The sequence below is a fragment of the Geodermatophilus sp. SYSU D00708 genome (genome assembly GCF_054050115.1).
The window spans coordinates 1-18,871 of the sequence record NZ_JBJGYS010000003.1 but is presented as its reverse complement, the minus strand read 5'-3'; the positions used below and the strand labels follow the sequence as shown (position 1 = coordinate 18,871).

Sequence of the window (18,871 nt, the reverse complement as noted above, 5' to 3'; positions counted from 1 at the left end):
GTTGGCTGACCTCCCCACTGATCGGGTGACCACGCGCACAGCCCCCTAGACTCACTGCGGACAGCGCCGCGCCGGCAGGCGCGCGCTCTCCGGGAGGCGCCGGGTGTCGGCGTTCCCACTGGTCGTGCGAGAGGACGCGTAGTGGACGAGGTGCTGGCCCAGTCCGGGCTCTTCCAGGGGCTGTCGGAAGAGGCGGTGGACCCGGTCGCCAGCCGGCTGGAGACCGTGACGCTGCCCCGAGGCCGCGTGGTGTTCAACGAGGGCGAGCCCGGCGACAGCCTCTACATCGTGATGTCCGGCAAGATCAAGCTCTCCCGGCGCTCGCCGGACGGGCGCGAGAACGTGCTGGCCGTCATGGGGCCGTCGGACCAGTTCGGCGAGCTGTCGGTGTTCGACCCGGGGCCGCGGACGGCGACGGCGACGGCCGTCACCGACGTCAAGCTCGCGCGGATGCCGCAGTCGACGCTCCGGACGTGGATCGAGGCGCACCCCGAGGTGGCCGAGCGGCTGATGCACGTGCTGGCCCGCCGTCTGCGCCGCACCAACGACTCGGTGGCCGACCTCATCTTCACCGACGTCCCCGGCCGGGTGGCCAAGGCGCTGCTGCAGATGGCCGACCGGTTCGGCAGCCGCGAGGGCGAGGGTCTGCGCGTCAAGCACGACCTCACCCAGGAGGAGCTGGCCCAGCTGGTCGGCGCCTCCCGCGAGACGGTCAACAAGGCGCTGGCCGACTTCGTGCACCGCGGCTGGATCCAGCTGCAGGGCAAGTCGGTCGTCGTCCTCGACGAGGAGCGCCTGCGCCGCCGCGCCCGCTGAGACCTGCTGTGCGACGAGGCCCGGAACCCACGTGGTTCCGGGCCTCTCGTCTCTTCACGAAGGAAGCGGCACGACCAACCGGATGCGGGTGCCGTCGGGCAGCACGGCCCAGCGGCCGTCGGGCTCGTCCTCGAACGTGGGGCTGATCGGGTGCAGCGGCTCCGGCGGTGAGCCGGCCAGCGCCGCGGCCACGTCCGGGAAGGGCGCCAGCTGGCACAGGGTGTGGATCGTCGGCGGCAACATGGGACGGGTGCCCGCCGACAGCTCCGCCAGCGCGGCGGCCGGGGTCAGCCAGCTGGCCTCGTCGGCCTCGCCGGTGACATGGCGGGCCTCCTGCCCGGCCGGCAGCGCGGCGGCGAAGAACTTGGTGTCGTAGCGGCGCGGCTCCCCCGGCGGCGTGACCCAGTGGGCGAAAGGCCGCAGCAGGTCCGAGCGCAGCGCCAGGCCGCGGTCGGCGAGCAGCTCGGCCAGGGAGAGGTTGCGCGCCAGCAGCGCCTGCCGCTGGTCCTCCCAGTCGTCGCCGGAGACGTCCGGCACCACACCGACCGGCCCACCGGCGCCGTCGGCCGGACCGGCCAGCAGCACCCCGGCCTCCTCGAAGGTCTCCCGGACGGCGGCACAGAGCAGTTCCCGGGCGGTCCGCTCGTCGCAGCCGAACGCCCCGGCCCACTGCGCGGGCGACGGGCCGACCCACGTCGTCTCGACGTCGGCGTCCCGCGGGTCGACCCCGCCGCCCGGGTAGGCGGTCATCCCGCCGGCGAAGGGCATGCCGCGGGTGCGGCGCAGCAGGTACACCTCGAGCCCGGCGGCGCCGTCGCGCAGCAGCAGCACCGTCGCCGCCTGCCGCAGCGAGGCGGTCATCCCCTCAGCTCGACGGTGAGCTCGACCTCGACCGGCGCGCCGAGCGGCAACTCGGCCACCCCGACGGCGCTGCGGGCGTGCCGGCCGGCCTCACCGAAGACCCGCCCCAGGAGCTCGCTGGCACCGTTGACGACCCGCGGCTGCCCGGTGAAGCCCTCGGCGCTGGCCACGTAGCCCACGACCCGCACCACCCGGGCCACGGAGTCCAGCCCGACCAGCTCGTCGATCGCCGCCAGCGCGTTGAGGCAGGCCACCTTGGCGTCGTGCGCGGCGTCCTCCGGGTCGACCGACCCGCCGACCTTGCCGGTGCGGCGCAGCCCGCCGTCGACGAACGGCAGCTGGCCGGAGGTGTACACCAGCGAGCCGCTGCGGACGGCCGGGACGTAGGCGGCCACCGGCGCGGCGACCGCGGGCAGCCGGATGCCGAGCTCGGCGAGCCGGGCATGCCAGCTCTGGGTCTGCGGCGTCGTCATGGCGAGGTCAGCCCACCGGGCGCTTGAGGTACGCGACCGGCTGCTCGGGGCCGCCCGGGCCGGGGAGCACGGTGACCAGCTCCCACCCGTCGACGCCCCAGGAGTCGAGGATCGCCTTGGTGTTGTGGATCAGCAGCGGGATGGTGGCGTACTCCCACCGCACGCGGGCCGGTTCGCTCATGGGCGCGACGCTAGCGCAGTGTGAGGGCCCTCCTGCCCTCCCACCGCGAGCGAGCTCGCGGCGGGCCCCGGCAGGAGGGCCGCGCTGCTCGCGGGTGCGGGAGCCCGGAGGGCGGGGGCCTTCTACGCTGATCCGCGTGGCACCCGAACCCTTCCCCGTGCGCTGTCACGTCGTGACCGGGAAGGGCGGGACCGGCAAGACCACCGTCGCCGCCGCCCTCGCGCTGGCACTGGCCGCCGACGGCCGGCACGTGCTGCTGGTCGAGACCGAGGGCCGGCAGGGCATCGCGCAGCTGTTCGACACCCCGCCGCTGCCCTACGAGGAGCGGCGGGTCGCCGTCACGCGCGGCGGCGGCGAGGTCAAGGCCCTGGCGATCGACATCGAGGAGGCCCTCCTCGAGTACCTGGAGATGTTCTACAACCTCAAGCGGGCCGGCCGGGCGCTGCGCAGGATGGGCGCCATCGACTTCGCCACCACCATCGCGCCGGGTCTGCGCGACGTGCTGCTCACCGGGAAGATCAAGGAGGCGGTCACCCGCCGCCGCGACGGCCGGCGGGTGTACGACGCCGTCGTCGTCGACGCCCCGCCGACCGGCCGGATCACCCGCTTCCTCAACGTGACCGGGGAGGTGGCCGGCCTGGCCCGCTCCGGTCCGATCAAGACGCAGAGCGACGGCGTGATGGCGGTGCTCAAGTCGCCGCAGACGGCGGTGCACCTGGTGACCCTGCTCGAGGACATGCCGGTCCAGGAGACCGCGGACGCGATCGCCGAGCTCACCGCGAGCGGGCTGCCGGTCGGGTCGGTGATCGTCAACATGGCCACCGAACCGCTGCTGCCCGAGGAGGACCTGCTCCGCGCCGCCGAGGGCCGGATCACCGGCGCCGAGTTCGCCCCCGCCCTCGCCGCCGCCCACGTCCACGACGGCCCGGAGGTCGCCGACGCGCTGGCCGCCGAGGCGATCGAGCACGCGCAGCGCTGGGCCGCCCAGGACGAGCTGCGCGACGAGGTGGAGGCGCTGGGCCGGCCCACCGTGGAGCTCCCGCTGCTGCCCGGCCCGATCGACCTCGGCGCGCTCTTCGAGCTCGCCGGCCGGCTCGAGGAGCACCTGCGCACGGAGGTGGCGGCGTGACCGACGCGGCGAGGCAGCCCGCCTCCCCCGCGGGCGAGCGGCACCGGCACCCCCGCCCGGCGGCGCCGTCGGTCCCGCAGGCCCTCCCCCTCGACCTCGAGGAGCTGATCGAGGACCCGGCGACCCGCATCGTGGTCTGCTGCGGCGCGGGCGGCGTGGGCAAGACGACGACGTCGGCGGCGCTGGCGCTGGCCGCCGCCGAGGCCGGGCGCACGGTCGTCGTCCTGACCATCGACCCGGCGCGCCGGCTGGCCCAGTCCCTCGGCCTGGTGGAGCTGGACAACGAGCCGCGGCGGGTCGACGTCCCGGGGGCCAAGGGCGAGCTGCACGCGATGATGCTCGACATGAAGCGCACGTTCGACGACGTCGTGTGCGCGCACGCCACGCCCGAGCGGGCCGAGCAGATCCTGGCCAACCCCTTCTACCAGGCGCTGTCGTCCTCCTTCGCCGGGACGCAGGAGTACATGGCGATGGAGAAGCTGGGCCAGCTGCGCGCCAGCGAGCAGTGGGACCTCATCGTCGTCGACACTCCCCCGTCGCGGTCGGCGCTGGACTTCCTCGACGCGCCCAACCGGATGAGCCGCTTCCTCGACGGCACGATGATCCGGCTGCTGACCGCGCCCGCCCGCGCCGGCGGCCGGGCCGGGATGCGCCTGGTGGGCGCCGGGTTCCTGGTGTTCAGCCGGATCATCAGCAAGATCCTCGGCGGCCAGCTGCTGCGCGACATCTCCGCGTTCGTCTCCGCCCTGGACACCATGTTCGGCGGGTTCCGCGAGCGGGCCACGGCCACCTACGAGCTGCTGCGCCGGCCGGGCACCTGGTTCGTCGTCGTCGCGACGCCGGAGCCCGACGCGCTGCGCGAGGCCTCCTACTTCGTCGACCGGCTGTCGGCCGAGCAGATGCCGCTGGCCGGTCTGGTGCTCAACCGCACGCACCCGCCGGCGACGACAGCGCTGACCGCGACCCGCGCCGACGGCGCCGCCGAGGAGGTGCTCGAGGCCGACGGGGACGGCGCCGCGCTGGCCGCCGGCGCGCTGCGCGTGCACGCCGACCGGATGTCCGTCGCCGCCCGCGAGCAGCGGCTGGCCGACCGGTTCTCCAGCGCCCACCCGCAGGTCGCCGTCCGCACCGTGCCGGCCGCCGCCGGTGACGTGCACGACCTCGACGGGCTGCGCGGGATGGCCGACGCGCTGACCGGTGCGAACGACGACACGCCGACGGGAGTGCCCCGGACACGCGTCCTCCCCGCGCGCCGTCGCTGACGGCGACGTCAGGAGCGCGCGGCACCGTACATTGGCTCGCGATGTCTCCCGCCGCCTCCCCCCGCGCCCGGGTCCTCGCGAAGCTCGCCGCGACGATCGTCCTCGCCGGTGCTCTGGTCGCCGGCATGCTGCTGCCCTTCGTGGGCGGCACCGGCCTGGTCGCCCGCAACTCCGCCTCGCTGTTGGACGCCCTGCCCGTCGAGCTGACCGACCACGCCCCCGCCGGCAACACCCGTGTGCTGGCCGCCGACGGTTCGCTGATCACCTACTTCTACCGGGACAACCGCATCCCGGTGGCGTCCGACGAGATCGCCGACGTCATGAAGAAGGCGCTGGTCGACATCGAGGACTCGCGCTTCTACCAGCACAACGGCCTCGACGTGCAGGGCACGCTGCGGGCACTGGCGACCAACCTGGCGGCGGGCTCGGTGCGCGAGGGCGGCTCGACGCTGACCCAGCAGCTGGTCAAGCAGACGCTGGTGCAGACGGCCACCACGCCCGAGGAGCGCAGCGCGGCCACCGAGGAGAGCGTGGGCCGCAAGCTCAAGGAGGCGCGGCTGGCCCTCGCGCTGGAGGAGGAGTACTCGAAGGACGAGATCCTCACCCGCTACCTCAACATCGTGTACTTCGGGCAGGGCGCCTACGGCATCCAGGCCGCCGCGCAGAAGTACTTCAGCGTGAACGCCGCCGACCTCACGCTGCCGCAGGCGGCGATGCTGGCCGGCCTGGTGCAGAGCCCGACCAACGACGACCCGATCACCAACCCGGAGAACGCGCAGGTCCGCCGCAACCAGGTGCTGCAGCGGATGCTCGACCTGGGCCACATCGAGCAGCGGGAGTTCGACGAGATCTCCGGCACGCCGGTCGAGGTCCACGAGGGCGTCTCCCCGCCGAACGGGTGCATCGACGCCGCCGTCGGAGCCTTCTTCTGCGACTACCTCTACGGGTACCTGCGGGGGACGCTGGGGCTCGGCGAGGACCAGATCAAGAACGGCGGCTGGACGATCCAGACGACGCTGCGGCCGGACATGCAGGTCGCCGGCGACCAGGCCGTGCTCAACACCCTGGCGATGGGGGACCAGCTGGTCGGCACCTACACCGCGGTGGAGCCGGGCACCGGCCACGTGCTGGCGATGGCGAACAACCGCCGCTACGGCTGCAACGACCCCGAGTGCGAGTCGGTGAACTTCAACGTGGTGCCGAGCAAGGGCTCGGGCTCGACGTTCAAGGTGTTCACCGCCGCGGCCGCCCTGGAGCAGGGCTTCTCGAAGTACTACACGATCACCACCGGTGACCGGTACGTCTCCCGGGTCTACAAGGACGGCGCGGGCCCGTACGACATCGGCAACGCCGGCCGCTACCCCGCGACGCTGGACATGACCAAGGCGCTCTACATGTCCTCCAACACGTACTTCCTGGCGTTGGAGGACCGGCTCGGCTCCGTCGAGGGGCCGGTGCGCATGGCCGAGCGGATGGGCATGCACTTCGACGGCGCGAACCAGTGGCCGGCCGACACGATCATCGCCGAGAACCGGGGCTCGTTCACCTTCGGCACCGACGCGGTCAGCCCGCTCGACCTCGCCAGCGCCTACTCCACGCTCGCCGCCAGCGGCACGCAGTGCAACCCGACCCCGGTCACCCAGATCCTCGACGTGGACGGCGAGCCGCTCACCGGGGACGACGGCGAGCCCGTGGTCAAGGGGGACGACTGCACCCCGGAGGCGATCCCGCCGGGCGTGGCCAACACGCTCAACCAGATGCTCCGCGGCGACGTCGAGCCGGGGCACCCGGGCCAGACCGCCTCGCGCGCCTATGTCCCGGGCCACCAGATCGCCGGCAAGACCGGGACGATCAACAACAACGCGTCGGTGACCTTCGTCGGCTACACGCCCGAGTACACGGCCAGCGTGATGGTGTTCAACTCGGTGGCCGACCGCAGCGTCGGCGGCTTCGGTGGTGGCAAGGGCGCCACGATCTGGCACGACGCGATGGCCCCGATCCTGAGCAACCAGCCGACGGCGGCATTCCCGGCGGAGGACCCGGTGGTGGCCAACGGCAACACCCGCCCGGTTCCCTCGTGCTCGTCGGTGAGCGCCTGCCGGTCGGCGCTGGAGGCGGCCGGGCTGCGCGCCACCATCAGCGAGGTGGACAGCGCGGAGCCGGAGGGCGCCGTCGTGGGCACCGACCCCGGCGCCGGCAGCCGGGTCACCAACGGCGAGACCGTGGCCATCCTGGTGAGCAACGGCTCGCAGGTCCCGGCGCCGGAGGCCGACGAGCCGTCCGACAACGGCGACGAGGACGCCGGCAACCGGGACCGCGGCGACGGGAACGGCGGCGACGAGGGTGACGCCGCCGCCGACCGGTCCGACCGCGGGAACGGCGGCGACGGCGGAGGCGACGGGGACGACTGAGGCCCACGACGGCCCCGGTGACCACCCGGTCACCGGGGCCGTTCGCTGTCCGGGGACCGCGGACCTGTTCCGCGCCGGCGTCAGCCCAGCTGGCGGCGGACCTCGGCGGCCACCCGGCCGCCCTCGGCGCGGCCGGCGACCTCGGACTGCACGGCGCCCATGACCCGGCCCATGTCCTTCATGCCGGCCGCCCCGGTCCGGGTGATCACGTCGGCGACCAGCGCGGCGAGGTCGGCGTCCTCCAGCTGGGCGGGCAGGTAGGCGGCGACGACGTCGCCCTCGGCGCGCTCCCGGTCGGCCTGCTCCCCGCGTCCGGCGGCCGCGAAGGCCTCGGCCGCCTCGCGGCGCTTCTTGGCCTCCCGGCGGAGCACCGCCTGCACCTCGTCGTCGCTGAGCTCGCGGGCCTGCTTGCCGGCCACCTCCTCCGCGCTGACTGCGGCGAGCACCATCCGGAGGGTCGCGGTGCGCAGCTCGTCGCGGTTCTTCATCGCGGTGGTCAGGTCGGCGCGGAGCTGTTCCTTGAGGTCGGGCACCCGTCCACCCTGGCACGTCGGGTCCCGGCGCGGCGCTGCGTACCCTGGGCTCCCGTGCGCGCGACTCCCGTCCTGGCCTCCCTCGTCGCCTCCGGCGCCGCGGGGGTCGCCTACGCCTCCCTGTACGAGCGCAACCGGTGGACCCTGCGCCGCTTCGACGTCCCGGTGCTGCCACCGGGATCGGCGCCGCTGAGCGTGCTGCACCTCTCCGACCTGCACATGACCGCGCCCCAGCGGTCCAAGCAGGAGTGGGTGGCCTCGCTGGCCGAGCTCGAGCCGGACCTGGTGGTGAACACCGGGGACAACCTGGCCGGCGCCGACGCCGTGCCCGGCACGCTGCGCGCGCTGGAGCCGCTGCTGGACCGGCCGGGGGCCTTCGTGCTGGGCAGCAACGACTACTACGCCCCGCGGCCGAAGAACCCGCTGAAGTACTTCAAGCGCGACCACAAGCGGGTGCACGGCGACCCCCTGCCGTGGCGGGACCTCCGCGACGCCATGGCCGGCCGCGGCTGGCTGGACCTCACCAACGCGACGGGCGAGCTGACCGTCGGCGGACGACGGATCGCGTTCGCCGGCGTGGACGACTCGCACATCCGGCGGGACCGCTACGACCGCGTCGCCGGCCCCGCCGACCCGACCGCCGAGCTGCGGATCGGGCTGGCCCACTCCCCCGAGCCGCGGGTGCTCGACCGGTTCGCCGGCGACGGCTACGACCTGCTGCTGTGCGGGCACACCCACGGCGGCCAGCTGCGGGTGCCCTTCTACGGCGCCCTGGTCACCAACTGCGGCATCGACCGCGACCGCGTCCGGTGGCTGCACCGCTGGTCGCAGCCCTCGGCCGCGCACCCGCGCGGGACCTGGCTGCACGTGTCCGCGGGGTTGGGGACGAGCCCCTACGCGCCGGTCCGGTTCGCCTGCCCACCGGAAGCGACGCTCCTCACCCTGACCGCCCGTCAGACCTGAGGACGGCGTCGGTTAGACTCGACGCGTACCTCGGGGTGTGGCGCAGCTTGGTAGCGCGCGTCGTTCGGGACGACGAGGTCGCAGGTTCAAATCCTGTCACCCCGACCAGCGCTCAGGGGCCGCCGCGAGGCGGCCCCTGAGTCGTTCTCGGGGTTGACCTGCCGGGAACGCGGGCACCGGGGTCGCGATGACCGAGTGGTTGCTCCTGCTCGCCGCCGTGGCGCTGACCGCGCTCACCGGCTTCTTCGTGGCCGCCGAGTTCTCCCTCACCACGGTCGACCGCGGCCGCGCCGAGGACGCGGCCCGCGCCGGGGACCGCCGCGCCCGAGGTGTGGTCGCCGCCCTGCGGTCGCTGTCCACCCAGCTCTCGGCCGCCCAGCTGGGCATCACGATCACCACGCTGGTCGTCGGCTACCTCGCCGAGCCGGCGATCGGCCGGCTGCTGCACGGCCCGCTGGAGGCCCTGGGGCTGTCCGGCGGCGTGGTCACCGGGCTCTCCTACGGCCTCGGGCTGGCGCTGGCCACCACGCTCCAGATGCTGCTGGGCGAGCTCGGCCCCAAGAACCTGGCGATCGCCGACCCGATGGCCGTGGCCGGCGCCGTCGCCCCCGGCATGCGGGCGTTCACCCGGGCCGCCGGACCGGTCGTGCACGGCCTGCAACGGGTCGCCAACGCCATCGTGCGGCGGTTCGGCATCGAGCCGCGGGAGGAGCTGGACTCCGCCCGCGACGCCGAGGAGCTGGCCGCGGTCGCCCGCCGCTCCGCCGAGGAGGGCGACCTCTCCCCCGTCGCGGCCCGGCTCCTGCAGCGGTCGCTGGCCCTGCGGCAGGGGTACGCGACCGACGTCATGACGCCGCGCACCCGCCTGTGGAGCCTCCCGGCCGGCGCCACGGCGGACGACGTGATCGCGACCGCCGTCGAGTCGGGCAACTCCCGCTTCCCGGTGTACGGCGCCGACCTCGACGACGTCACCGGCGTGGTGCACGTCAAGCACGCGGTCGCCGTCCCGGAGGCCGAGCGCGGCACCCGGACGGCCGGCGAGCTGGCCACGCGCGCGCTCGCCGTCCCCTCGTCCGTGCAGCTCGAGCGGCTGCTCGATCTGCTGCGCGAGCAGGGCCTGCAGATGGCCGTGGTCGTCGACGAGTGGGGGGCCACGCACGGGGTCGTGACCCTCGAGGACATCGTCGAGGAGCTGGTCGGGGAGATCGCCGACGAGACCGACCGCCCCCTGCGCACCCTCCGCCGCCTCGACGACGACACCTGGCTGCTCTCCGGTCTGCTGCGCCCGGACGAGGTGCGCCAGCGCGCCGGGGTCGCGGTGCCCGAGGGCCGCTACGAGACGGTGGCCGGCTTCCTCGCCGAGCGGCTGCAGCGGCTGCCCGAGGTCGGGGACACCGTCGACCTCGAGGGCGCCCGGCTCACCGTGGAGGCCCTCGACGGACGGCGGGTGGCGCGGGTGCGCGCCGAGCGGGTCGTCGTCCCGGCCGCCGAGGAGGTGGCGGCGTGAGCGACGTCGTCAGCGTGCTGGTCCTGATCGCGCTGCTGTTCGGCAACGCCTTCTTCGTGGCCGCGGAGTTCGCCCTGGTCTCGGCGCGGGTCGACCAGATCGAGCCACGGGCCGAGGGCGGCTCGGCGCGGGCCCGCCGGACGCTGGCCGCGATGCGCAACGTCTCGCAGATGATGGCCGGCGCGCAGCTGGGCATCACGCTCTGCTCGCTGGGCCTGGGCGCGGTCGGGGAGCCGGCGGTGGCGCACCTGATCGAGGCGCCGGTGGCGGCCCTCGGCGTCCCGGAGGGGCTGCTGCACCCGATCGCGCTGGTGGTCGCCCTGTCGATCGTGACCGTGCTGCACATGGTGCTCGGCGAGATGGTGCCCAAGAACGTCACGATCGCCGGTCCCGACCGCGCCGCCCTCGCGCTCGGGCCTCCGCTGGCCGCCTTCGTGCGGGTGCTGCGGCCGGTGATCTGGTTCTTCAACACCGTGGCCAACGCCTTCGTCCGGCTCTTCGGCGTGCAGCCCACCGACGAGGTGACGGCCAGCTTCGACGAGGCGGAGATCCGCTCCATGGTCACCCGGTCCCGGGAGGAGGGGCTGCTGGGCAGCGAGGTCAGCGAGCTGGCCGCCGGGGCGCTCACCTTCGAGCAGCACACCGTGGAGTCGGTGCTGCTGCCGATGGAGCAGGTGGTGACCGTGCCGCGGTCGGTGACGCCGCGGCAGCTGGAGGCGGTGGTCGCCGAGCACGGGTTCAGCCGGTACCCGGTCCGTGGGGAGGACGGCGTGCTGCTCGGCTACGTGCACGTGAAGGAGGTGCTCGGCCTGGATCGCGCCGCCCGCGACCGGCCGATCGCCGACCGGTCCGTCACCCCGCTGGTGCCCCTGCCGGCCGGGACGGCACTGCCCGACGTGCTCTCCGAGATGCGCGTGCAGGGCGCCCACCTGGGCCGGGTGCAGCGGGACGGCACGACGGTGGGCGTGGTGGCGCTCGAGGACGTCCTCGAGCGGCTCATCGGCGACGTCCGGGACGCCACCGTCGAGCGCCCGGGGGTCGGCGCGGAGGCGGCTGCGGGCGCCGGAGGGCGGTGACGGCGGCTCCGGGCCCCGGAGCCGCCGTCACCGCGAGCGCGCTCGGCTCCGGGCGAGCCGCGGAGGCAGCACCATGCGCCGTCGGTCGACCAGCGGCAGCGCCGCGAGGCCGACGACGGGCAGCAGCGTGAGCTGGACCAGTCCGGCGCCGTCCCACCCGAGACCGGCGACGAGGCGGGCGAACAGCAGCCCCGAGAACGCCGCCGCGACGTAGTAGGTGAGCATGAACAGGCCCGCTCCGCGGCCCACGTGCTCGGGCCGGACGGCGCGCTGCATGGCCGTCGTGCAGTTGGTGAACAGCACGCCGCTGGCGAAGGTCCCCATGAGGAAGGCCAGGACGTACTGCGCGGCCGGGCCGTCGGCGAACCGGTAGGCCAGGAGCGCGGTGATCGACGAGCCGACGAACCCCACCGCGAGCAGGAGGCGCTGGTCGTAGCGGTCGGCCAGCCACCCCACGGGCAGCGCGGTCATCGCCCCGAAGCCGACCAGGGAGACGGCGAGCGCGGCCTGCGGCGGGGCGAAGCCCAGCGCCTCCTGCAGGAAGGTGGGGTACAGCCCCAGGAAGCCGTAGAAGACCAGGCCGGAGACGGCCGAGGCGATGCCGAGGCCCAGCGTGCCGCGGTTGTACGGAGTGGGCGGCACGTGGTCGTAGGAGGTGCGGTCGGCGGTCCCGGCGCGACCGGCGACCGCCTCGCTCATCGCCCGCGGCACGGCCACGGCCAGCACCACGGCCATGACCAGGCCGGCGGCGCCGAAGACGTAGAAGGGCGCCCGCCAACTGTCGGAGGCGGTGGCGAAGGCCTGACCGACCACCGGCCCGAGGAAGACGCCCAGCCCGAACGCCACGCCGATGAAGCCGGCCGCGACGGCACGGCGGTGGAAGAAGAAGGCTCCGATGACCGCGTAGATCGCGGTGGCCTGGACCCCCTCGCCCACGCCGGAGACCAGGCGGTAGACGGCCATGTCGCCGAAGCCCACCGCGAGCGGGATGGCCAACGTCCCGAGCGAGTACACCACGACGCTGATGACCACGATCATCTTGCGCGAGAGCCGGTCCAGCAGGTAACCGGCGGGGACGCCGGTCAGCGCGATGCCCAGCGTGAACCCAGTCGCCAGGAGGCCGGACTGGGCCAGCGAGAACCCGAACTCCTCCCGGATCTGCGGCAGCAGCGGGTAGAAGACCTGCCGGTCCATCGCGTTGAGCATGTACGAGAGGCAGAGGACCGTGAACCCGACGGCGACCGCCGCCGCGGACATCCCGCCGTCCTGGCGCGACGCCGCACCGGTCCGCGCGGACGCGCTCCTCTCGGTGGACTGGGACATGAGCACTCCTGTCGACGCGCCGTGTCCGCTATGCGGACGGGCGTCCGGACATGACGGGTCCATGGTGTGCGTCACACCGGCGTCGCGTCAACCGTCGTCCTCGGCCCGGGCGGAGGCCGCCGCACCGCAGCCGTCGCGGCCGGGGAAGATGGCCGGGTGAGTGCCGAGCCCGCCGCGACACCCGACCCCACCGCGACCCCCGGGGCCGCTGACCCCCGGTCGGGCGTCCTGGCCCCCGAGACCCCGCCGCCCTCCGCCACGCCCCTCCCGGCGGAGGTGACCGCCCGCTGGCAGGCCCGCTTCCGGGCGCCGCGGGTGAGCCTGCCCGACTGGGCCCGCGACGCCCCGCACCGCTGCCTGTACTCCTCCGACGTCAGCGGCGTCGTCGAGCAGTACGCCTGGGACCGGACGACCGACGCCCACCGGCAGGCCACCGACCGGGCCAACGGGACGCTCATCGGCACCCTCAGCCCGGACGGCGAGACCATCTGGTGGTTCGCCGACACCGACGGCGACGAGTTCGGCGTCTGGATGGTGCAGCCCTTCGCCGGCGGGGACGACCGGGTCGCCGTCCCCGAGGTCGGGCCGGCCTACCCGGCGGGGTTGGAGATCGGCCGCTCCGTCGTCGCCCTGGGCCGGTCCACGGACGATGGCTCCGAGCTGTGGATCGCCCCGGCCGGCGGCGCCCCGCGGGTCGTCTACCGGCACGAGGACCCGGCCTCGGTCGACGCGCTCACCCACGACGAGGACCTGCTGGTCGTCTCGCACTCCGAGCACGGCGACCCCCGCTACCCGGCGCTGCGCGTGCTGCGCACCTCCGACGACGCGGTCGTCGCCGAGAAGTGGGACGGCGAGGGCCGCGGGCTGCACGCGCTGGAGTTCGCCCCGCTGCCCGGCGACCGGCGGCTGCTGGTCGGCCACGAGCGCCGCGGCCGCGAGGAACTGCTCGTCTGGGACGTCGGCAGCGACACCGAGACCGAGATCGTGCTGGACCTCCCCGGCGACGTGACCGCCGGCTGGTACCCCGACGGCTCGGCGCTGCTCGTCGGGCACGACCACGCCGCCCGCAGCGAGCTGTACCGCTACGACCTGGCCACCGGCGCCCTGGAGCGGCTGGACACCCCGACCGGCGTCGTCCGGGGCGCCACCGCCCGCCCGGACGGCACCGTGGAGCTCGCCTGGTCCAACTCCGAGCTGCCGCCGGTGATCCGGCGGGCCGACGGTCCCGTCGTGCTGGCCGCGCCCGGTGAGGCGCCGCCGGAGGCGTACCCGGTGGAGGACCGCTGGGTGCCCGGTCCGGGTGGGGACGTCCACGCGCTGGTGGTGCGCCCGGGCGGACCGGCGCCGTACGCCACGGCCTTCCTCGTGCACGGCGGCCCGGAGGCGGCCGACGACGACTCCTACCGGGCGCGCCGCGCGGCCTACGTCGACGCCGGGTACGCCGTCGTGCACGTCAACTACCGCGGATCCACCGGCTACGGCAGCGCCTGGCGGGACGCGCTGACCGGCCGGCCGGGGCTCACCGAGCTCGAGGACGTCGCCGCGGTGTACGACGCGCTGGTCGAGGAGGGGTTCGTCGACCCGTCCCGGGCCCTGCTCACCGGCGGCTCGTGGGGCGGCTTCCTGACCCTGCTCGGGCTCGGCACCCAGCCGGAGCGCTGGGCGGCCGGCATCGCCGAGGTGCCGGTGGCCGACTACCTGGCCGCCTACGAGGACGAGATGGAGGGGCTGCGGGCCTACGACCGGGCGCTCTTCGGCGGGTCACCGGACGAGGTGCGTGACGTGTACGTGCGCTCCTCGCCGATCACCTACGTGGACGCGGTCCACGCGCCGGTGCTCGTGGTGGCCGGCGCGAACGACCCGCGCTGCCCGATCCGGCAGATCGAGAACTACCTGGGTGAGCTGGCGCGCCTGGACAAGCCGCACGAGGTGTACCGGTTCGACGCGGGGCACGGCTCCCTGGTCATCGAGGAGACCATCCGCCAGGTCGAGATCGCGCTGAGCTTCGCCCTCCGCAACGTCCAGCCGTAGGCGGGCAGCGCCTGTGGTGCCCGGCGCGGGGGCCGAAGGCCTCCCGCCGGGCAGCCACGCAGCGGCTCATCGCAGCTGGGGGACGGCACCTGGCCGCGGTGTCACGCGGAGCGTGACGATGCGATGAGCTCCGCGATCTGGACGGTGTTGAGGGCGGCGCCCTTGCGCAGGTTGTCGTTGCTCACGAACAGCGCCAGCCCGCGGCCGCCGTCGACGCCCGGGTCCTGCCGGATGCGGCCGACGTAGCTGGGGTCCTGCCCGGCCGCCTGCTGCGGGTTCGGGACCGCGGTGAGCTCGACGCCGGGCGCGCCGGTCAGCAGCTCGGTGGCCCGCTCGACCGACAGCGGCCGGGCGAACTCGACGTTGAGCGACAGCGAGTGGCCGGTGAAGACCGGCACCCGCACGCAGGTCCCCGACACCCGCAGCTCCGGGATCTCCAGGATCTTGCGGCTCTCGTTGCGGAGCTTCTGCTCCTCGTCGGTCTCGAACGAGCCGTCGTCCACCAGCGAGCCGGCCATCGGCAGCACGTTGAACGCGATCGGCCGCACGTACTTGACCGGCTCCGGGAAGGTCACCGCCGAGCCGTCGTGGGTGAGCTCGGCGGCCTTGTCGACGACCGCCTTGACCTGGGTGTCGAGTTCCTCGACGCCGGCCAGGCCGCTGCCGGACACCGCCTGGTAGGTGCTGGCCACGATGCGCACCAGCTGCGCCTCGGCGTGCAGCGGCTTGAGCACCGGCATCGCGGCCATCGTGGTGCAGTTCGGGTTGGCGATGATGCCCTTGCGCATCTCGGCCAGGGCGTGCGGGTTGACCTCGGCGACGATCAGCGGGACGTCGGGGTCGCGCCGCCAGGCGGAGCTGTTGTCGATGACCGTGACGCCCGCCTCGGCGAACCGCGGTGCCTGCACCCGGGAGGTGGTGGCTCCGGCGGAGAAGAGCGCCACGTCCAGCCCCGAGGGGTCGGCGGTGGCGGCGTCCTCGACGGTGATCTCGCCGTCGCCCCACGGCAGCGTGCTGCCGGCGGACCGGGCGGAGGCGAAGAACCGCAGCTCACTGATCGGGAAGTCCCGCTCGGCGAGGATCTGCCGCATGACGCCGCCGACCTGGCCGGTGGCGCCGACGACGCCGACCCGCAGACCGTCGTCCTTCCTGAAGAGGCTCATCGTCCGGTCCCTCCGTAGACGACCGCCTCGGCTTCGTCGGTGCCGAGGTCGAAGGCGTCGTGCACCGCGCGGACGGCGAGGTCGACGTCGGTGTCACGGCACACCACGGAGATCCGGATCTCCGAGGTGCTGATCAGCTCGAGGTTGACACCGGCGTCGGCGAGCGCGCCGAAGAACCGCGCCGAGACGCCGGGGTGCGAGCGCATGCCCGCGCCGACCAGCGACACCTTGCCGATGTGCTGGTCGAACCGGGTGTCGGTGTACCCCACGGTGTGCTTGACCCGCTCCAGCGCCGCGAGCGCGGCCGGGCCGTCGCTCTTCGGCAGCGTGAAGGAGATGTCGGCGAGCTTGCTGGCCTCGGCCGACACGTTCTGCACGATCATGTCGATGTTGATCTCGGCGTCGGCGAGCACGCGGAAGATCTGGGCGGCCTCGCCCGGCCGGTCGGGCACCCCGTAGACGGTGATCTTGCCCTCGGAGCGGTCGTGCGCGACGCCGGTGATGATGGCCTGTTCCACGCTGAGGTCCTCCATCGAGCCGGTCACGATCGTGCCGGGGAGCTGGGAGTAGGAGCTGCGAACGTGCACCGGGATGCCGTAGCGGCGGGCGTACTCGACGCAGCGGAGCATGAGCACCTTCGCCCCGGAGGCGGCGAGCTCGAGCATCTCCTCGTACGTCACGGTGTCCAGCCGCTTGGCGTTCGGGACGATCCGCGGGTCGGCGGTGAAGACGCCGTCGACGTCGGTGTAGATCTCGCAGACGTCGGCCCGCAGCGCGGCGGCGACCGCCACGGCCGTGGTGTCGGACCCGCCGCGGCCGAGGGTCGTGACGTCCTTGGTGTCCTGGCTGACGCCCTGGAACCCGGCCACGATGACGACCGACCCCTCGTCGAGGGCCTCGCGCAGCCGGCCGGGGGTCACGTCGATGATCCGCGCCTTGCCGTGGGTGGAGGTGGTGATCACCCCCGCCTGGGAACCGGTGAACGACCGCGCCTCGTACCCGTGGGTGCTGATCGCGATGGCCAGCAGGGCCATGGAGATGCGCTCCCCGGCGGTGAGCAGCATGTCCAGCTCGCGGCCGGGCGGGTCATCGGTGATCTGCGCTGCCTGGTCGAGCAGCTCGTCGGTGGTGTCACCCATCGCGGAGACCACGACGACGACGTCGTTGCCGTCCTTCTTGGCCGCCACGATGCGCTCGGCGACGCGCTTGATGTGCGCGGCGGAGGCGACGGACGAGCCGCCGTACTTCTGGACGACGAGGGCCACGGGTCCAGAGGCTACCGAGGTCCCCCGTGCAGCCCGTGGTTGCGTCCCCCTGAGCGGGACGATGTGATCACCACGTGGACGATCCGGAGCGCTGGCTGCTGACCGCCGAGGAGCGCGGCAACCCGGCGACGCGCCTGCCCGCCTACACCGAGGGCAACCTCGCCGTGCCGCTGGTGCACGGCGCCACGTACTTCGACCGGCTCGTCGAGTGCGTGGAGGCCCTCGACGAGGGTGACCACCTGTTCTTCACCGACTGGCGGGGCGATCCCGACGAGCAGCTGCGTCCCGGCGGCCCGACCGTCGCCCAGCTGTTCACCGACGCGGTGCGCCGCGGGGTGACCGTCCGCGGCCTGGTGTGGCGCTCGCACATGGACCGGATGTCGTTCAGCAAGGAGGAGAACCGGGCGCTCGACGCGGAGATCGAGCACGGCGGCGGCGAGGTGATCCTCGACCAGCGGGTACGCCGCGGCGGCAGCCACCACCAGAAGTTCGTCGTCCTGCGGCACGACCAGGACCCGACCCAGGACGTCGCGTTCGTCGGCGGGATCGACCTGTGCCACGCGCGCCGGGACGACGCCGCGCACGCCGGCGACCCGCAGCCGCTGGCGATGTCCGACGCGTACGGGCCGAACCCGCCGTGGCACGACGTCCAGCTCATGCTGCGCGGACCGGCGGTCGGCGTGCTCGACACGGTGTTCCGCGAGCGCTGGGACGACCCCACCAACCCCGACGTCGACCACCCGATCGCCTGGGTCCGCGACAAGCTGCACCACGCCCGGCTGAAGGGCGACCCGCTGCCGCCGCAGCTGCCGCCACCTCCGCCGTGCGGGCCGATGCTGGTGCAGAACCTGCGCACCTACCCGGCGATCCGGCCCCCCTACGACTTCGCGCCCGCCGGCGAGCGCTCGGTGGCGCGGGGCTACTCGAAGGCCATCAAGCGGGCGCGGCGGCTGGTCTACCTCGAGGACCAGTACATGTGGTCGGCCGACATCGCCCGCCTGTTCGCCCGGGCGCTGGCCGAGAACCCGCGGCTGCACCTGGTGGTCATCGTGCCGCGGGTGCCCGACCAGGACGGCGCGGTGGCCCAGCGGTCGCAGTACGTCGGCCGCTGGCAGGCGCTGGAGATGTGCCGGAGGGCCGGCCGCAACCGGGTGCACGTGTTCGACGTGGAGAACCACCAGGGCACGCCGGTCTACGTGCACGCGAAGGTCTGCGTCGTCGACGACGTGTGGGCCAGCGTCGGCAGCGACAACTTCAACCGCCGCTCCTGGACCCACGACAGCGAGCTCTCCTCGGCCGTCCTCGACACCACGCGGGACCCCCGGGAGCCGCGCGACCCGGCCGGCACGGGGGACGGCGCCCGGACCTTCGCCCGCGACCTGCGCCTGGAACTGGCCCGCGAGCACCTGGACCGCGCGGTCGACGGCAGCGAGGACGGCGACCTGCTCGACCCCGACGCGTTCGTGGCGGCGCTGGAGTCCTCCGCGGCGGCGCTGGATGCCTGGTACGAGGACGGCCGGCGCGGCCCTCGGCCCCCGGGGCGGCTGCGGCAGCACCACACCGAGCGGCTGTCGCTGCCGGCCCGGCTGCTGACCACCCCCGTCTACCGGGTCGTCGACGACCCCGACGGCCGCCCATTGCGGATGCGCCTGGCCAAGCGCTTCTAGGCCAAGCGCTTCCAGGCCAAGCCGCCCCCGGCTGCCGGCCCCGTCGCGGAGGGATGCCACCCTCCACGGACCCCGCGGAGCCGACGCCGGGCCCGCGTCGGCCAGTCCCCGCACGGCCGCCCGACACCCTTTCCCGGGAAGGTGGTGGTGGTGCCCCCCCGGCGGGGGCCGCCCGCACGCGGGATGCCCGGTTTACCACCCCCCGAGCGC

16 protein-coding genes and 1 tRNA gene are annotated in these 18,871 nt (G+C 74.1%); 10 read left to right on the top strand and 7 right to left on the bottom strand.

What is annotated here, in order from left to right; all coding sequences use genetic code 11:
* Window positions 1-141: 141 nt before the first annotated feature.
* Window positions 142-816: a Crp/Fnr family transcriptional regulator gene (locus ACI79D_RS03520; protein ID WP_456916922.1), complete on the top strand. Its 675-nt coding sequence runs from the start codon at window positions 142-144 to the stop codon at window positions 814-816.
* Between the two features lie 54 nt (window positions 817-870).
* Here ACI79D_RS03520 and ACI79D_RS03515 read toward each other — a convergent pair whose 3' ends face one another.
* Genes ACI79D_RS03515 through ACI79D_RS03505 form a run of 3 tightly spaced genes read right to left on the bottom strand, consistent with a single transcriptional unit; the run spans window position 871 to window position 2,331 of the window.
* Window positions 871-1,677, bottom strand: a complete 807-nt coding sequence (locus ACI79D_RS03515) for an NUDIX hydrolase (RefSeq protein ID WP_456916921.1) — start codon at window positions 1,675-1,677, stop codon at window positions 871-873.
* Window positions 1,674-2,150 carry a RidA family protein gene (locus tag ACI79D_RS03510; RefSeq protein ID WP_456916920.1) on the bottom strand — a complete coding sequence of 159 codons (477 nt, stop codon included), beginning with the start codon at window positions 2,148-2,150 and terminating at the stop codon, window positions 1,674-1,676. The genes ACI79D_RS03515 and ACI79D_RS03510 overlap by 4 nt, the downstream gene beginning before the upstream one ends.
* A gap of 7 nt (window positions 2,151-2,157) precedes the next feature.
* Window positions 2,158-2,331, bottom strand: coding sequence for a hypothetical protein (locus ACI79D_RS03505; RefSeq protein WP_456916919.1), 174 nt, complete (start codon window positions 2,329-2,331; stop codon window positions 2,158-2,160).
* Between the two features lie 136 nt (window positions 2,332-2,467).
* Between ACI79D_RS03505 and ACI79D_RS03500 the strand changes: the two genes are divergently transcribed.
* Genes ACI79D_RS03500 through ACI79D_RS03490 form a run of 3 tightly spaced genes read left to right on the top strand, consistent with a single transcriptional unit; the run spans window position 2,468 to window position 7,133 of the window.
* On the top strand, window positions 2,468-3,460 hold the full coding sequence (locus ACI79D_RS03500; protein ID WP_456916918.1) for an ArsA-related P-loop ATPase: 993 nt from the start codon (window positions 2,468-2,470) through the stop codon (window positions 3,458-3,460).
* Complete coding sequence (locus ACI79D_RS03495; protein WP_456916917.1) at window positions 3,457-4,722, top strand: ArsA family ATPase; 1,266 nt, start codon at window positions 3,457-3,459, stop codon at window positions 4,720-4,722. The genes ACI79D_RS03500 and ACI79D_RS03495 overlap by 4 nt, the downstream gene beginning before the upstream one ends.
* A gap of 41 nt (window positions 4,723-4,763) precedes the next feature.
* Window positions 4,764-7,133 (top strand): transglycosylase domain-containing protein, encoded by a 2,370-nt coding sequence (locus ACI79D_RS03490; RefSeq protein ID WP_456916916.1) that lies wholly within the window; start codon window positions 4,764-4,766, stop codon window positions 7,131-7,133.
* 80 nt (window positions 7,134-7,213) lie between these two features.
* Here the strand turns inward: ACI79D_RS03490 and ACI79D_RS03485 are convergent, their stop codons facing one another.
* Window positions 7,214-7,666, bottom strand: coding sequence for a GatB/YqeY domain-containing protein (locus tag ACI79D_RS03485; protein WP_456916914.1), 453 nt, complete (start codon window positions 7,664-7,666; stop codon window positions 7,214-7,216).
* Between the two features lie 54 nt (window positions 7,667-7,720).
* Here ACI79D_RS03485 and ACI79D_RS03480 point away from each other — a divergent pair, with 54 nt between their 5' ends.
* The 4 genes from ACI79D_RS03480 (at window position 7,721) to ACI79D_RS03465 (ending at window position 11,212) form a co-directional block, all read left to right on the top strand.
* Window positions 7,721-8,629 carry a metallophosphoesterase gene (locus tag ACI79D_RS03480; protein ID WP_456916913.1) on the top strand — a complete coding sequence of 303 codons (909 nt, stop codon included), beginning with the start codon at window positions 7,721-7,723 and terminating at the stop codon, window positions 8,627-8,629.
* 31 nt (window positions 8,630-8,660) lie between these two features.
* Window positions 8,661-8,737: transfer RNA gene (locus ACI79D_RS03475), tRNA-Pro, on the top strand.
* 79 nt (window positions 8,738-8,816) lie between these two features.
* Entirely contained in the window at window positions 8,817-10,136 is a 1,320-nt protein-coding gene (locus ACI79D_RS03470; protein ID WP_456916912.1) for a hemolysin family protein, read from the top strand.
* Complete coding sequence (locus ACI79D_RS03465; RefSeq protein WP_456916910.1) at window positions 10,133-11,212, top strand: hemolysin family protein; 1,080 nt, start codon at window positions 10,133-10,135, stop codon at window positions 11,210-11,212. The genes ACI79D_RS03470 and ACI79D_RS03465 overlap by 4 nt, the downstream gene beginning before the upstream one ends.
* A 27-nt stretch (window positions 11,213-11,239) precedes the next feature.
* Here ACI79D_RS03465 and ACI79D_RS03460 read toward each other — a convergent pair whose 3' ends face one another.
* Window positions 11,240-12,535: an MFS transporter gene (locus ACI79D_RS03460; protein WP_456916908.1), complete on the bottom strand. Its 1,296-nt coding sequence runs from the start codon at window positions 12,533-12,535 to the stop codon at window positions 11,240-11,242.
* Between the two features lie 156 nt (window positions 12,536-12,691).
* Between ACI79D_RS03460 and ACI79D_RS03455 the strand changes: the two genes are divergently transcribed.
* Complete coding sequence (locus ACI79D_RS03455; RefSeq protein ID WP_456916907.1) at window positions 12,692-14,566, top strand: prolyl oligopeptidase family serine peptidase; 1,875 nt, start codon at window positions 12,692-12,694, stop codon at window positions 14,564-14,566.
* A 101-nt stretch (window positions 14,567-14,667) separates the two neighbouring features.
* Here ACI79D_RS03455 and ACI79D_RS03450 read toward each other — a convergent pair whose 3' ends face one another.
* Complete coding sequence (locus tag ACI79D_RS03450; protein WP_456916906.1) at window positions 14,668-15,729, bottom strand: aspartate-semialdehyde dehydrogenase; 1,062 nt, start codon at window positions 15,727-15,729, stop codon at window positions 14,668-14,670.
* The gene (locus ACI79D_RS03445) at window positions 15,726-16,994 is read right to left on the bottom strand and encodes an aspartate kinase (protein ID WP_456916905.1); all 1,269 of its coding nucleotides are present in this window, start codon (window positions 16,992-16,994) and stop codon (window positions 15,726-15,728) included. Before ACI79D_RS03445 ends, ACI79D_RS03450 begins: the two co-directional genes overlap by 4 nt.
* Before the next feature lie 74 nt (window positions 16,995-17,068).
* On the opposite strand from ACI79D_RS03445, the gene ACI79D_RS03440 reads away from it, so the two are divergent.
* Window positions 17,069-18,661 (top strand): phospholipase D family protein, encoded by a 1,593-nt coding sequence (locus ACI79D_RS03440; protein ID WP_456916904.1) that lies wholly within the window; start codon window positions 17,069-17,071, stop codon window positions 18,659-18,661.
* The last annotated feature ends 210 nt before the right edge of the window (window positions 18,662-18,871 follow it).

What these genes read in the sequence shown, in the direction of transcription:
- ACI79D_RS03510 (WP_456916920.1), bottom strand. Translation starts at nt 2,150, where the DNA reads ATGACGACGCCGCAGACCCAGAGCTGGCATGCCCGGCTCGCCGAGCTC.
- ACI79D_RS03460 (WP_456916908.1), bottom strand. Translation starts at nt 12,535, where the DNA reads ATGTCCCAGTCCACCGAGAGGAGCGCGTCCGCGCGGACCGGTGCGGCG.
- ACI79D_RS03450 (WP_456916906.1), bottom strand. Translation starts at nt 15,729, where the DNA reads ATGAGCCTCTTCAGGAAGGACGACGGTCTGCGGGTCGGCGTCGTCGGC.
- ACI79D_RS03490 (WP_456916916.1), top strand. Translation starts at nt 4,764, where the DNA reads ATGTCTCCCGCCGCCTCCCCCCGCGCCCGGGTCCTCGCGAAGCTCGCC.
- ACI79D_RS03505 (WP_456916919.1), bottom strand. Translation starts at nt 2,331, where the DNA reads ATGAGCGAACCGGCCCGCGTGCGGTGGGAGTACGCCACCATCCCGCTG.
- ACI79D_RS03470 (WP_456916912.1), top strand. Translation starts at nt 8,817, where the DNA reads ATGACCGAGTGGTTGCTCCTGCTCGCCGCCGTGGCGCTGACCGCGCTC.
- ACI79D_RS03515 (WP_456916921.1), bottom strand. Translation starts at nt 1,677, where the DNA reads ATGACCGCCTCGCTGCGGCAGGCGGCGACGGTGCTGCTGCTGCGCGAC.